The sequence below is a fragment of the Serratia sp. SA088 genome (assembly GCF_049065515.1).
GTDB classification, from domain to species: Bacteria; Pseudomonadota; Gammaproteobacteria; order Enterobacterales; family Enterobacteriaceae; genus Serratia; species Serratia nematodiphila.
The window spans coordinates 247,365-261,700 of record NZ_JBAKGW010000007.1 but is presented as its reverse complement, the minus strand read 5'-3'; the positions used below and the strand labels follow the sequence as shown (position 1 = coordinate 261,700).

Sequence of the window (14,336 nt, the reverse complement as noted above, 5' to 3'; positions counted from 1 at the left end):
CCGCAGGTGAAATATTCGCATTTAGCACAATCAGGCCGGCTGCGGGTTTCCATGCGTTTTGTATGGATTTTAATCACCGAGTCGCCGTTTTTTGCGCCAACCGCCGCGCCGGGGTATTCACCACCAGCCCTCCGGCCGCCAACAGCGCCGCCACCGCCACATACAGCGCCGGCTCCAGCCGATGGGTCAAGGCGGTCGACAGCGCCGACAGCATCGGCCCGACCAGTTGGCCGATCGCATAACCGGTGGTCAGCAATCCGGCCATGTAACGCGCATGACGCGGCGCCAGCTCACGCCCGTGCTGAAGAGCAAGCTGCACCACGCAGAGGAAACCGCCGCCGGTCAGCAACGCCCCGAGCGCCAGGCCGGCCACGCCCGGCACCACTTCGGCGCTCAGTACGCCGAGCGCCTGTATCCACAGCGTGATCGCCAGCCGGGTCTGGGTGGTCAGCCGATGGCGGGTCAGAATGCCGATGACAATCCCCAGCACCGCCGCACCGCCGAACACCGGCCAGACGAACTGCGCGAACAGGCTGGCGGGAAAGCGCGCCGCCGCCATCTGCGACAAGAAGGTCGCCGGCAGGATGTAGCCGAAGCCGGCCAGGCTGTAGCTCCACACCAGGCGTTTGAGCGCCGGCGTCAGCAGCAGCGGCTCCGGGGTCACGTCCGGGCGATGCAGCTCGCCGCTGCGCGGCAGAAAGGCGCTAATCCCTCCGACCAACACCAGCGCCAGCCCGCCATACACCAACCAGGCCTGCGCCGCCGTCAGCCCCAGCGCGTTGATGCCCACCGCCAGCATGCCGCTGAGAAAGATGCCGGCGCCCGGCCCGGCGAACACCGCTGCGCTCAGCGCCGGCCGGCCGTAGTGCGCCAACCGCTCGTTGGTCCAGGCCGCGACCAGCACCATCGCCCAGCCGCTGGCCCAGCCGATGACGAAGCGCAGCGCGCCGTGCGTCCATTCATCCTGCGCCAGCGCCGACAGTAGCGTCAGCGCCATCGCGCCCCATACGCCAAGCCACAGGCGCCGCTCGACGTGGCGCGTAGCGCGCATCGCGTCGTAGGCGCCGCACAGGTAGCCCAAATAGTTGATCGCCGCCACCAGCCCGGCACCGGTCAGGCTGAACTGATGTTCCGCGATCATCAGCGGCACCTGAGGGGTGAAAGCGAAGCGGCCAATGCCCATCGCCACGATCAGCGCGGCAAACCCGCTCAAGGCAATACGTAAAGCCATATCGGCATCCAAAAAGTTAAAAGAAAGTTGCCAGTATCATGCCGCAGTATTAAACTCACAAAAACTGAATAATACTAATCAAGTTCATCACGAAACGAGAACATTATGGATCTGACCCAGCTTCGCATGTTCTGCTGCGTAGCGGAAACCGGCTCGGTCGCCCGCGCCGCCGAGCAGCTGCACCGCGTGCCGTCGAATCTGACCACCCGGCTGCGCCAGCTCGAGCAGGAGCTGGGCGCCGATCTGTTTATCCGCGAAAAACAGCGCCTGCGCCTGTCGCCGATGGGCCATAACTTTCTGTGCTACGCCAACCGCATCCTGGCGCTGAGCGACGAGGCGATGAGCATCACCCACGCCGGCGAACCGGCGGGCAACTTCGCCCTCGGCTCGATGGAGAGCACCGCCGCCACCCGCCTGCCCTCGCTGTTGGCGGCTTATCACCAGCGCTTCTCGCAGGTTTCGCTGTCGCTGACCACCGGCACCTCCGGCGAAATCGCCGATCGGGTGCGTGCCGGCACGCTGGCGGCGGCGCTGGTCGACGGCCCGGTGCCTTATGACGAGTTGAACGGCTGTATCGCCTATCCTGAACATATGGTGGTGATCTCCTGTCTCGATCACGCGCCGATCCACAGCGCCAAAGACGCCAACGGCGAGACGCTGTTCGCCTTTCGCGCCAGCTGCTCCTACCGCCTGCGGCTGGAGGCCTGGTTCAAGCGCGAAGGCGCGCGGCCGGGGCAGATCATGGAGATCCAGTCCTATCACGCCATGCTGGCCTGCGTCGCCAGCGGCGCCGGGCTGGCGATGATCCCGCATTCGGTGCTCAGCCTGCTGCCGGGCCATGAGCGGGTTCGGGTTCACACCCTGCCGCCGGACGTGGCCGACACCGCCACCTGGCTGCTGTGGCGCCGCGACGCGTTCGGACCGAACGTGCGCGCGCTGAAAGAATTGATTATTGAACAGACGGAAACCGCCGCTGTTGATGAAAGCACCCCCAACGATTTATCAGACGTTAGCGATATCGCCTGATTTAAAAGAAAACCACTGAGGAGACTATGATGGAGATGATCAAAACCCGCGCCGCCGTTGCCTGGGGCCCGAACCAGCCGCTGAAGATCGAAGAAGTCGATCTGATGCCACCGCAAAAAGGCGAAGTGCTGGTGCGGATCGTCGCTACCGGCGTCTGCCATACCGACGCCTACACCCTGTCCGGCAAAGATCCGGAAGGCGTGTTCCCGGCGATCCTCGGCCATGAGGGCGGCGGCGTGGTGGAAGCGGTCGGTGAAGGCGTCACCAGCGTGGCGGTCGGCGACCACGTGATCCCGCTCTACACCCCGGAGTGCGGCGAGTGCAAATTCTGTAAATCCGGCAAGACCAACCTGTGCCAGGCGATCCGCGCCACTCAGGGCAAAGGCCTGATGCCGGACGGCACCACCCGCTTCTTCAAGGACGGCAAACCGATCTTCCACTACATGGGCACCTCCACCTTCTCCGAATACACCGTGGTGCCGGAAATTTCACTGGCGAAAATCAACAAGGAAGCGCCGTTGGAGGAAGTGTGCCTGCTGGGCTGCGGCGTCACTACCGGCATGGGCGCGGTGATCAACACCGCCAAAGTGCAACCGGGCGACACCGTGGCGATCTTCGGCCTGGGCGGCATCGGCCTGTCGGCGATCATCGGCGCGCAGATGGCCGGCGCGGGCCGCATCATCGGCATCGACATCAACACCAGCAAGTTCGATCTGGCGCGCAAGCTGGGTGCCACCGATCTGATCAACCCGAAAGACTATGACAAGCCGATTCAGGAAGTGATCGTCGAGCTGACCGACGGCGGCGTCGATTTCTCCTTCGAGTGCATCGGCAACGTCAACGTGATGCGTTCCGCGCTGGAGTGCTGCCACAAGGGCTGGGGCGAATCGGTGATCATCGGCGTCGCAGGCGCCGGCGAAGAGATCTCGACCCGTCCGTTCCAACTGGTCACCGGCCGCGTCTGGCGTGGTTCGGCATTCGGCGGCGTCAAGGGCCGTTCGCAGCTGCCGGGCATCGTCGAGCGCTATCTGGACGGCGAATTCGCGCTGAACGACTTTATCACCCACACCATGGGGCTGGAGCAGATCAACGAAGCGTTCGATTTGATGCACGAAGGCAAATCGATCCGTTCCGTCATCCACTTCGACCAATAAGCCAGGAGGCAGAGATGACGTTGTCATTGGAACTTCTCGAAGAGCACCGCATGTTCGGCGGCTGGCAACAGCGTTATCGCCACGCGGCGCAGAGCCTGAATTGCAACATGACATTCAGCATCTACCTGCCGCCGCCGCGCGATGACAACCCGCCGCCGGTGCTGTACTGGCTGTCGGGGCTGACCTGCAACGACGAGAACTTTACGTTGAAAGCCGGCGCGCAGCGCATCGCCGCCGAGCTGGGCCTGGTGCTGGTGATGCCGGACACCAGCCCGCGCGGCGACGAAGTGCCGAACGACGAAGGCTACGATCTGGGCCAGGGCGCCGGGTTCTACCTGAACGCCACCCAGGCGCCGTGGGATCGTCACTTCCGCATGTACGACTACATCAGCGCCGAACTGCCGGCGCTGATCGAACAGCACTTCAGCGTCAGCGATCGTCAGTCAATCTTCGGCCACTCGATGGGCGGCCACGGCGCGCTGATGATGGCGTTTCGCAATCCGCAGCGCTTCCGCTCGGTATCGGCCTTCGCGCCGATCGTCAATCCGTGCCAGGTGCCGTGGGGCCGCAAAGCCTTCACCGCCTATCTGGGCAGCGACGAAAGCCAGTGGCTGCAGTACGACAGCTGCCATCTGCTGGCCAGCGGCGCGGAGAAAATGCCGGTCCTTATCGATCAGGGCGACGACGACCAGTTCCTGGCCGATCAGCTGCAGCCGGCGCGGCTGGCCGAACTGGCGCGCCAGCGCGACTGGCCGCTGACGCTGCGCATTCAGCCGGGGTACGATCACAGTTACTTCACCATCGCCACCTTCGTGGAAGATCACCTGCGCTTCCACGCCGAGCACCTGTTCCGCTGATAAAAAAATCCGGGCGGTTAAACCGCCCGGATTTCTTCAAAAGCCATCAATCAGAAAATCGATGGCAGCTTTAATTTGATTCCTGTGCTCATTGGCATTACCAACGGCCTTCCCGATCTGTGAAATACGTACGGCAGCCATCTCATGGGTCATAACGAGAAACTTTTCGCCGTTTACCTCAATCTCCGGGCACAGGCGTGCAGAAATTTTAACTCTGACGTTATCCAAAGCATAAAGAGGGATCATTAACCGGGTCGAGAGGGCATCAATAAGATCGCTTTGAACGTCCAGTAAGTAGGGATAGGCTGATGCCGGATACGTATTGTCATATACGGTAAACTGCATATTCAAAATGTCCGATATTCATCAGACAACAAACCATTTTCTTCAGTGATGCGATTAAGTTCTTCTAACGCCTCGCGATTTTGCTCGCGCCACTGTTGAATCTCAATATCCCTGACACGGACGCTCAATGCGTCTGTCAATACGGATGACACATTAACGCCCAGGGATTTTGCACGCTGGAAAAGATCGCGATCGATGGTTACGTTGACTGTCTTTTTCGTCACATTGTTATTTGCCATATCCATTCCTCATCCCTGTAACATACACGGGTCAAATTTTCATCAATTATACTCGTAAAACAGGGGTATGCCAATTCAGCGATACCCTCACCCCTTCAGCTTCGGATCCAGCGCGTCGCGCAATCCGTCCCCCAACAGGTTGAACGCCAGCACGGTGATGAATATCGCCAGGCTGGGGAAGATCGCCACGTGCGGCGCGATCACCATATCGGCGCGTGCCTCATTGAGCATCGCCCCCCACTCCGGCGTCGGTGGCTGGGCGCCCAGCCCCAAAAACGACAGGCTGGCGGCGGTGATGATCGAGGTGCCGATGCGCAGGGTGAAATAGACTACGATCGACGACAACGTGCCCGGCAGAATGTGCCGCAGAATGATGGTCCAGTCCGAGGCGCCGATGCTGCGCGCCGACTCGATATAGGTCAGGTGCTTCAGCACCAGCGTGTTGCCGCGCACCAGGCGGGCAAAGGCCGGAATGCTGAAGATCGCCACCGCGACGATCACGTTGGCCATGCCGCTGCCCATGATCGCCACCACGCCGATCGCCAGCAGGATGCCGGGAAACGCGAACAGCACGTCGCAGACGCGCATGGTGAGGCGATCCCACCAGCCCTCATAGTAACCGGCCAGCAGCCCCAGCAAGGTGCCGATCGCCCCGCCCGCCAGCACCGAGAACACCCCGGCCGCCAGCGAAATGCGCGTGCCCATCAGGATGCGGCTGAAGATATCGCGCCCGAGGGAATCCACCCCCAGCCAGTGCATCAGCGAAGGCCCTTCGTTCAGCCGGTCGTAATCGAAATAGTTTTCCGCATCGAACGGCGCCAGATAAGGCGCCAGCAGCGCCGCCGCGATCAGCAGCAGCACCAACAGACCGGCGACCAGCGCCGCCCGCTGGCGGCGAAAACGCCGCCAAAACTCACCCCACGGCGTGCGTACCGCGTTGGGGTCAATAAGCGGCATCGCCTTCAGTGCCGCGTTGCGCCGCCAATGCTTAATCATGCCGCATCCTCATTGGTAACGAATCGCCGGGTTGATCGCCGCGTACAGCATATCCACCAGCAGGTTGATCAGGATGAACTCCAGCGAGAACAGCAGCACCTCAGCCTGGATCACCGGGTAATCGCGCATTTCCACCGAGTCCACCAGCAAGCGCCCCAGCCCCGGCCAGTTGAACACCTTCTCCACCACGATCGAACCGCCGAGCAGGAAGCCGAACTGCAGCCCCATCATGGTCACCACCGGGATCATCGCATTGCGCAGGCCGTGTTTCATCACCACCACGCTTTCTCTCACGCCCTTGGCGCGCGCGGTGCGCATGTAGTCTTCCTGCAGCACCTCGACGAACGAAGCGCGGGTGAAGCGCGCCATCACCGCCGCCACCGCCGCCCCCAGGGTTACCGAAGGCAGAATGTAGTGCCGCCAGCTGTCGGCGCCCACCGTCGGCAGCCACCCCAGCTCGACCGAGAACACCTGCATCAGCAGCATGCCGAGCGCAAAGGCCGGGAACGAGATCCCCGATACCGCCAGCGTCATGCCGAGACGATCCGGCCAACGGTTACGCCACACCGCCGACACCACGCCGATCGCCAGACCGAACGCCACCGCCCACAGCATGCTGGCGACGGTCAGCCAGAAGGTCGGCAGAAAGCGCGAGGCGATCTCTTCGCTCACCGGGCGTTTGGACACCATCGAGATGCCGAAGTCGCCCCGCAGCGCGTTGACGAAAAAGTGCGCGAACTGCTGCGGCAGCGGCTTATCCAGCCCCAAATCCTTGCGCACCAGCTGCACCACCGCCTCGTCGGCCTCCGGCCCCGCCGCCAGCCGCGCCGGATCGCCCGGCAGCAGGTGGACGAACAGGAACACCAGCACCGCCACGATCAGCAGCGTCGGGATCAGGCCCAGCAGTCGTTTCAGAAAATAATTGAGCATCTCATTCCTTCCCCCGCCCGCCGCCGTCTGGCCGCAGGCGGGGATGGGTGCCTTATTTCAGATCGGCGTTATCAAAGTTGAACGAGGTATCCGGCATCACGTAGAAACCGCTCAGCTGTTTGCTGTTGGCCGACAACAGACGTTCGGTCGCCAGGAAGATCCAGGGCGCGTCGGCCCAGATACGATCCTGCGCGTCCTGATACAGTTTCTGCTTCTCGGCGCGATCGGTGGTCGCCAGCGCGTCGGTCAGATCCTTGTCCACCTGCGGATTGCTGTAGAACGCGGTGTTGAACTGCTTCGGCGGCGCCGCCTGAGTGGAGAACAGCGGCGACAGCGCCCAGTCCGCTTCCCCGGTCGAGGCCGACCAGCCGGTGTAGAACAGCCGCACGCCGGTGTCTTTCACCCCGACGCTCTCCACCTGCGCCGCGCGCTGCCCGGCATCCATCGCCGTCACCGTCACTTTCACCCCCACCTGCGCCAGCTGCTGTTGGGTGAACTGCAGCACTTTCTGCGCGGTGCTGTGGTTGTGGGAAGACCACAGCGTGGTGGTGAAGCCGTTCGGGTAGCCGGCCTCTTTCAGCAGCTCGCGCGCCTTGGCCGGATCGTACGGCCACGGCTTATAGCGGGCGGCGAAATCGATCGCCGGCGGCACCGGCCCTTCCGCCGGCACCGCGTAACCGGCGAACGCCACCTTGATCAGCGCGTCCTTGTTGATGGCGTAGTTCAGCGCCTGGCGCACCTTCAGGTTGTCGAACGGCTTTTGGGTGACGTTCATGCTGATGTAACGCTGCAGGATCGACGGCGCGGCCACCACGTCCAGCTTGGCGTTGCCTTCCAGCACCTTGGCCTGCTCGTAAGGGATCGGGAAGGCGAAGGTCGCCTCGCCGGTCTGCAGCATCGCCGCGCGGGTGTTGTTATCCACCACCGGGCGCCAGGTGATGCTGTCGAGCTTCGGCAGCCCCGGCTGCCAGTAGCCGTCGAACTTCTTCACCTTGACGAAATCGGTCTGGTTCCAGGTCACGAACTGATACGGCCCGGTGCCGACCGGGTGGAAACCGATCTCCTTGCCGTATTGCTTCAGCGCCGCCGGCGAGATGATCGCCGCCGCCGGGTGCGCCAGATTGTTGACGAACGCCGAGAACGGCGCCTTCAGCACGATCTTCACCGTATTGGCGTCCACCGCTTCGGTTTTGTCGATCATCTTGAACAGGTTGTAGCGCTTGAGGTGGCTGTCCGGGTTGCTGGCGCGATCGAGGTTGACCTTCACCGCCTCGGCGTTGAACGCGGTGCCGTCGTGGAACTTAATGCCCTGGCGCAGTTTGACGGTGTAGGTCAGGCCGTCTTTGCTGACCTCATAGCTGTCCGCAAGCACGTTCACCAGCTTCATGTCCTTATCAAAGCCGAACAGCCCCTGATAGAAAGACTTGGCCACCGCCTGCGACAGCGTGTCGTTGGCGTCGTAAGGATCGAGGGTGGTGAAGTTGGAGGCCACGGCGATCACCGCGTCCTTCACCGCCCAGACCGGGCCGGTTCCCGCCGCCAGCAGTACGGCGGCCAACAGCGCATTGCGTTTGAATGTGTGCTTCATGTCGCTTGTCTCTCCTGAGGTCTTTAAAAAGCACCGGCGATCGGGTGGCGGGCGACAAAGTGCCCGGCGCCAACCTGCACCAGCGGTGCGGTAACGGGTTCATCGCCCAGCGCGCGCACCGGGCTGGGGATCTCATCGGCCGGCAGCGGCTGCCGTTTGTGGGCGTGAGCGGGATCGGCCACCGGCACCGCCGCCATCAGCTTGCGGGTGTAGGGATGCTGCGGATTGTCGAACACCGCCTGCCGCGGGCCGATCTCGACGATCTGCCCGAGGTACATCACCGCCACCCGGTGGCTGATGCGCTCCACCACCGCCATGTCGTGCGAAATGAACAAGAAAGCGATGCCGAATTCGCGCTGCAGATCGAGCAACAGATTGACGATCTGCGCCTGAATCGACACGTCCAGCGCCGAGACCGCCTCATCGGCGATCACCACTTTCGGGTTCAGCGCCAGCGCGCGCGCGATGCAGATGCGCTGGCGCTGGCCGCCGGAAAATTCGTGCGGGTAGCGGCGCGCATGTTCCGGCGACAGGCCGACGCGTTCCAATAGCCAGGCCACCCGCCGTTCCGCCTCACGGCCGCGCATCACGTTGTGCACCAGCAGCGGCTCCATGATGGAGAAACCGACCGTCAGGCGCGGATCGAGCGAGGCGTAAGGATCTTGAAAAATGAACTGAATATCGCGCCGCAGGTGCTGCAGCGCCGATCCCTTCAACCGATCGATTCGCCGCCCGGCGAAGGTGATGGTGCCGCTTTGGCTGTCCACCAGCTTCAGCAAAGAGCGCCCGGTGGTGGACTTGCCGCAGCCGGACTCGCCCACCAGCCCCAGCGTCTCGCCGGGGTAAAGATCGAAACTGACGTTTTCCACCGCGTGCACCCGGCGAGTGACCCGATTGAACAGCCCGCCGCGCAGATCAAAACGCGTGACCAGATGATCCACCCGCAGGATCGGCGCGGCGCCTGGCGGCACGGTATCCTGCGGCTCTTCATCCCCCTCGCCACCCGGCAGCGGAAACTTCGCCGGCAGCGGCCGATCGGCCATCGCCCCCAGCTTCGGCACCGCCGCCAACAGCGCCCGGGTATAGGCCTGCTGCGGCGTGGCAAACAGCTCGCGCACCCGATTTTGTTCCACCTGCTCACCGCGGCGCATCACCAGCACCCGGTCAGCGATCTCCGCCACCACGCCCATGTCGTGAGTGATGAAGATCACCCCCATCTGCATCTCCTGTTGCAGCACGCGGATCAGCTGCAGGATCTGCGCCTGAATGGTGACGTCGAGGGCGGTGGTGGGTTCATCGGCGATCAACAGCGCCGGCTTGCAGGAGAGCGCCATGGCGATCATCACCCGCTGGCGCATGCCGCCGGAAAGCTGGTGCGGGTAGCGCCCCAGCACCTCTTTAGCCTCCGGAATACGCACCAGATCGAGCATGCGCAGCGCCTCCTGGCGCGCGCTGCGGTGATCCATGCCCTGATGCAAACGCAGCGATTCGGCGATCTGCTCGCCGACCGGAAACACCGGGTTGAGCGAGGTCATCGGTTCCTGGAAGATCATCGCCATGTCGGCGCCGCGCACCGTTCTCAGCGTGCTCTGCGAGGCTCGCGCCAGATCGAGCAGCGCGCCGTCGCGCCGGCGCAGCGTCATGGCGCCGCCGACGATGCGCCCGCCGCCCTGCTCCACCAGCCGCATCAGCCCCAGTGAAGTCACCGATTTGCCGGAGCCGGACTCACCGACGATCGCCAGCGTTTCGCCGCGATCGAGCTCGAACGACAGGTTGCGCACCGCTTCCACGGCACCTTCCGATTGAGGAAAACTGATGCTCAGATCGCGCACCGACAGCACACGCTGCGGCGGCAATGACAACCCATCGCCAACGGGCTGGAATGAAACGTCGGTCATACACCCTCCCGGTGAACGCTTAGCGATAAATCCCGACGGACGGCGCATCGCCGACATAGCCAAAACCGCGGTACATCCCCTCGCTGTTGAACGGCAGCGCGATATTGCCGTGGCGATCGACGGCGATCATGCCGCCGCTGCCGCCCAGCGCCGGCAGCTTCTCCATCACCACCCGATCGCTGGCCTCTTGCAGGCTGAGGCCGCCGTATTCGATCAGGGCGGAGACGTCATAGGCCGCCACGCCGCGCATGAAGATTTCGCCGGTGCCGGTGCTGGAAACCGCCACCGTGGCGTTGTTGGCATAGCAACCGGCGCCGATGATCGGCGTGTCGCCTACCCGCCCGGCCTGCTTGTTGGTCATGCCACCGGTGGAAGTGGCGGCGGCGAGGTTGCCCAGCGCATCCAGTGCCACCGCGCCGACGGTGCCGAATTTGCGATCGGGATCGAGCGGATCGCCGGCCTGCGCCGCGCCGTCGTGATCAAGCAAGACCCGCCCCTGCTCCGCCTGGGCGCGGTGCAACTGATCAAAGCGTTCCTGGGTAAAGAAGAAGTCGGGAGTAACCATTTCCAGGCCGTGGGCGGCGGCAAACTTCTCGGCGCCTTCGGCGGCAAACAGCACGTGCTCACTGTTTTCCAGCACCGCGCGCGCCGCCAGCACCGGGTTGCGGATATGGCTGACGCCGGCGACAGCGCCGGCGTCGCAGGTGCGGCCGTCCATCACGCAGGCGTCCAGTTCGTGGGTGCCCTGATGGGTAAACACCGAGCCTTTGCCGGCGTTGAACAGCGGGCATTCCTCCAGCAGCCGCACCGCTTCGGTCACCGCGTCCAGCGCGCTGCCGCCCTGCGCCAGTACCGCCTGCCCGGCGGCCACGATCTCGGACAGCGCCTGGATATACTGCCGTTCTTTTTCCGCACTCAGCGCCGCCCGGGTAATTGCGCCCGCGCCGCCATGAATGGCAATCACTGGTTTGCTCATTTGCCTGACACCCTGTGTTAATCCCGCCGTTGCGCAGCGAATAAGCTGAGCGCGGTATCATTATTATTCAGTCTTTTTCGACTCTATTTAGTCCTACAGTGGAAGTACAGCATAACGTCCACGTCCCGCTTTTAGCGTAGCGCGCTTAGACCATTTCGCACCTTGAAATAGCTTATTGGAATAAAAACAGCAGGTTATAAAAAGCGGCAAACCGCTGACAGTGCGGCTGGGATTATTGGTAATTTCGCGAGAGGAAATAGCGGCATGGCGTAATGAAATAAACGTTCGCGCTGAGTCACGCTTATTGTGGCGCCCGGCCTGCTGTTTTTCCCCCGGCCGGGCGCAGATGATCCGACGATTAAAAACCCGAGCCGGGCTGCCGTAAAAAGGCCTCTTCTTCCGGCGTGCTGATGCGCCCCAATATTGCGTTGCGATGCGGGTAGCGGCCGAAACGATCGATGATCGCCTTATGCCGTAGCTCGAACTCCAGCTGGTCGCCGTTATTAAGCTCGGTATATAACACCAGCGCCTGCTGGTGGATCAGCGGCGATTCCGAATGCATGAACGGCAGATAAAGGAAGCCGCGCTGCTCACGGCTCAGCCGTTCGCACTCGCCGCTGCGGATCGCCTCCTGCGCCAGGACCAGCGCCATGCCGTCGCAGGCGAACGACTGCGGCGTGCCGCGAAACAGGTTGCGGCTGAATTGATCGAGCACGATCACCTCCGCCAGGCGCCCTTCGATGCTATCGCGCCAGTGCGCCAGTTCCCCCGCCGCCGCCGCCCGCCAGATTTCGCCGAAGCGGCTATGCAGCAGACGATCGAAATCATCGTCCTTTTTGAACCACATCACCGGGTCGATCTCGTCGAACCAGAACTCGATAACCTGTTTATGCATCATGATCCTCCTGTGTTTTACGCAGTTTATACCCGTTCGCGCTTCCGGCGCAGTGCGAAAGATGGCGGGCATAACCCGTTCTCCCCCCCAACGTTCTCTGCCATAATAGCCGCACTTTGTCGCTATCATTGCGCACCCTGATTACGGAGTTCCCCTTATGGATCATTGCCATACTTCCGATCTCATCTCCCTGGAGCAAGCGCTGGAAAAAATGCTCGGGCAGATCGCCCCGCTGCAACAAACCGAATCCGTCGCGCTGACCGCCGCCGCCGGCCGCATCACCGCCGCGCCGGTGGTCTCACCGCTTGACGTGCCGCCGTTCGCCAACTCGGCGATGGACGGTTATGCGGTACGCCTCGCCGATCTGGCGGCCAATGCGCCATTGCCGGTCGCCGGGAAAGCCTTCGCCGGCGCGCCGTTCGACGGCCAATGGCCGGCCAACAGCTGCGTGCGCATCATGACCGGCGCGCCGATCCCGGCCGGGGCGGAAGCGGTTGTCATGCAAGAGCAGGCCGAAGTGAGCGACCAGGGCGTGCGTTTTACCGCCCCGATAGAAGCCGGCCAGAATATCCGTCTGGCGGGCGAAGACATTCGCCGGGGCGCGAGCGTGTTGCCGGCCGGCGTGAAGCTGGGCGCCGCGCAGCTGCCGCTGCTGGCTTCGCTCGGGGTCGCCGAAGTGCAGGTGATGCGTAAGCTGAAGGTTGCGGTGTTCTCCACCGGCGACGAACTGCAGCCGGTCGGCCAGCCGCTGCAGGCAGGCCAGATCTACGACACCAACCGCTTCGCGGTGCGCCTGATGCTGGAGCAGATGGGCTGTGACGTGCTCGATCTCGGCATTATCCGCGACGATCGCGATGCGCTGCGCGCCGCTTTTACACAGGCGGACAGCCAGGCTGACGTGGTGATCAGCAGCGGCGGCGTCTCGGTCGGCGAGGCCGACTACACCAAACAGATGCTCGACGAACTGGGCCAGGTCAGCTTCTGGAAGCTGGCGATCAAACCCGGCAAACCGTTCGCCTTCGGCAAACTGGGCCACGCCTGGTTCTGCGGCCTGCCGGGCAACCCGGTTTCCGCCGCCCTGACCTTCTACCAGCTGGTGCAACCGCTGCTGGCGAAGCTGGCCGGCCACAGCGACTGGCGCCTGCCGCCGCGCCTGCGCGCGCGGGCGCTGACGCCGCTGAAGAAATCGCCGGGCCGCCTCGATTTTCAGCGCGGCGTGTTCAGCAGCAACGCCGCGGGCGAACTGGAGGTGAGCACCACCGGCCACCAGGGCTCGCACGTCTTCAGCTCCTACAGCCAGGGCAACTGTTTCATCGTGCTGGAGCGCGAACGCGGTTCGGTGGCGGCGGGTGAAACGGTGGAGATCGAGCCGTTCAACGCCCTGCTGAGGAGCTGAGCATGCTGCCGGAATTGACCGACGCCGAAGCGCTGCGCTACAACCGCCAGATCGTGCTGCGCGGCTTTGACTTCGATGGCCAGGAGAAGCTGAAGGCCGCCCGCGTGCTGATCGCCGGACTGGGCGGGCTGGGCTGCGCCGCCGCGCCTTATCTGGCGGCGGCCGGCGTCGGCCATCTGGTGCTGGTGGATTTCGACACCGTCTCGCTCTCCAACCTGCAGCGCCAGATCCTGCACCGCGACGATCGCATCGGCCAGAGCAAAGTCGCCTCCGCCAGGCAGGAGCTGAGCGCCATCAATCCGCATATCCGCATCGACGCCATCGACGGCCGTCTGGAAGATGACGCGGTCGCGGCAGAGATCGCCGCCTGCGATCTGGTGCTGGACTGCACCGACAACGTGGCAGCGCGCGACGCGCTGAACCGCCTGTGCCACGCACAGCGCAAGCCGCTGGTTTCCGGCGCGGCGATCCGCATGGAAGGCCAGCTCAGCGTGTTCACCTATCAGCCGGGCGAGCCCTGCTACCGCTGCCTGAGCCGGCTGTTCGGCGACAGCGCCCTCACCTGCGTCGAAGCGGGCGTGATGGCGCCGCTGGTCGGCACTATCGGCACTCTGCAGGCGATGGAGGCCATCAAGCTGCTGGCCGACTACGGTCAGCCGCTGCGCGGCAAGCTGTTGATGTTCGATGCGATGAGCATGCAGTTCCGCGAGATGACGCTGCCGAAGGATCCGCACTGCGAGGTGTGCGGCGGGGAATGACGGATAAAAAAAGGGCGGGATAATTCCCGCCCTGATGCGTTGCCGCG

At 63.4% G+C, this 14,336-nt stretch carries 14 protein-coding genes; 5 read left to right on the top strand and 9 right to left on the bottom strand.

All coding sequences use genetic code 11. The annotated features are described in order from the left end of the window. Positions 1-73 precede the first annotated feature (73 nt). A complete protein-coding gene (locus ACOWVD_RS18870; protein WP_031299819.1) occupies positions 74-1,231 on the bottom strand; it encodes a YbfB/YjiJ family MFS transporter in 1,158 nt (385 codons plus the stop codon). A gap of 105 nt (positions 1,232-1,336) precedes the next feature. Here ACOWVD_RS18870 and ptrR point away from each other — a divergent pair, with 105 nt between their 5' ends. From ptrR to fghA, 3 genes are read left to right on the top strand one after another with little or no spacing between them, the layout of a single operon-like run. Continuing rightward, positions 1,337-2,257, top strand: a complete 921-nt coding sequence (gene ptrR, locus ACOWVD_RS18865) for a putrescine utilization regulator PtrR (RefSeq protein WP_004938975.1) — start codon at positions 1,337-1,339, stop codon at positions 2,255-2,257. 29 nt (positions 2,258-2,286) lie between these two features. Then, positions 2,287-3,411: an S-(hydroxymethyl)glutathione dehydrogenase/class III alcohol dehydrogenase gene (locus ACOWVD_RS18860; RefSeq protein WP_015377215.1), complete on the top strand. Its 1,125-nt coding sequence runs from the start codon at positions 2,287-2,289 to the stop codon at positions 3,409-3,411. Between the two features lie 14 nt (positions 3,412-3,425). Continuing rightward, complete coding sequence (fghA, locus tag ACOWVD_RS18855; RefSeq protein ID WP_015377214.1) at positions 3,426-4,268, top strand: S-formylglutathione hydrolase; 843 nt, start codon at positions 3,426-3,428, stop codon at positions 4,266-4,268. A gap of 36 nt (positions 4,269-4,304) precedes the next feature. Here the strand turns inward: fghA and ACOWVD_RS18850 are convergent, their stop codons facing one another. The 8 genes from ACOWVD_RS18850 to ACOWVD_RS18815 form a co-directional block, all read right to left on the bottom strand. Continuing rightward, complete coding sequence (locus tag ACOWVD_RS18850) at positions 4,305-4,613, bottom strand: CcdB family protein (RefSeq protein WP_073528876.1); 309 nt, start codon at positions 4,611-4,613, stop codon at positions 4,305-4,307. 2 nt (positions 4,614-4,615) lie between these two features. Further along, the gene (locus tag ACOWVD_RS18845) at positions 4,616-4,858 is read right to left on the bottom strand and encodes a type II toxin-antitoxin system CcdA family antitoxin (RefSeq protein ID WP_049278845.1); all 243 of its coding nucleotides are present in this window, start codon (positions 4,856-4,858) and stop codon (positions 4,616-4,618) included. 81 nt (positions 4,859-4,939) lie between these two features. Continuing rightward, positions 4,940-5,848, bottom strand: coding sequence for a glutathione ABC transporter permease GsiD (gsiD, locus tag ACOWVD_RS18840; protein ID WP_019454428.1), 909 nt, complete (start codon positions 5,846-5,848; stop codon positions 4,940-4,942). 9 nt (positions 5,849-5,857) lie between these two features. Next, a complete protein-coding gene (gene gsiC, locus ACOWVD_RS18835; protein WP_049241281.1) occupies positions 5,858-6,778 on the bottom strand; it encodes a glutathione ABC transporter permease GsiC in 921 nt (306 codons plus the stop codon). Positions 6,779-6,830: 52 nt separating this feature from the next. Continuing rightward, the gene (gene gsiB, locus ACOWVD_RS18830) at positions 6,831-8,366 is read right to left on the bottom strand and encodes a glutathione ABC transporter substrate-binding protein GsiB (RefSeq protein ID WP_421105735.1); all 1,536 of its coding nucleotides are present in this window, start codon (positions 8,364-8,366) and stop codon (positions 6,831-6,833) included. A 23-nt stretch (positions 8,367-8,389) separates the two neighbouring features. After that, entirely contained in the window at positions 8,390-10,264 is a 1,875-nt protein-coding gene (locus ACOWVD_RS18825) for a dipeptide ABC transporter ATP-binding protein (protein ID WP_049241277.1), read from the bottom strand. A 19-nt stretch (positions 10,265-10,283) separates the two neighbouring features. Beyond that, the gene (locus tag ACOWVD_RS18820; RefSeq protein ID WP_015377209.1) at positions 10,284-11,240 is read right to left on the bottom strand and encodes an isoaspartyl peptidase/L-asparaginase family protein; all 957 of its coding nucleotides are present in this window, start codon (positions 11,238-11,240) and stop codon (positions 10,284-10,286) included. Positions 11,241-11,598: 358 nt separating this feature from the next. Beyond that, positions 11,599-12,135, bottom strand: coding sequence for a DUF924 family protein (locus tag ACOWVD_RS18815; RefSeq protein WP_421105741.1), 537 nt, complete (start codon positions 12,133-12,135; stop codon positions 11,599-11,601). A gap of 157 nt (positions 12,136-12,292) precedes the next feature. On the opposite strand from ACOWVD_RS18815, the gene moeA reads away from it, so the two are divergent. Both moeA and moeB read left to right on the top strand, forming a co-directional pair. Next, a complete protein-coding gene (gene moeA / locus ACOWVD_RS18810; protein ID WP_421105734.1) occupies positions 12,293-13,531 on the top strand; it encodes a molybdopterin molybdotransferase MoeA in 1,239 nt (412 codons plus the stop codon). A gap of 2 nt (positions 13,532-13,533) precedes the next feature. Next, complete coding sequence (gene moeB, locus ACOWVD_RS18805; RefSeq protein ID WP_053091212.1) at positions 13,534-14,289, top strand: molybdopterin-synthase adenylyltransferase MoeB; 756 nt, start codon at positions 13,534-13,536, stop codon at positions 14,287-14,289. The last annotated feature ends 47 nt before the right edge of the window (positions 14,290-14,336 follow it).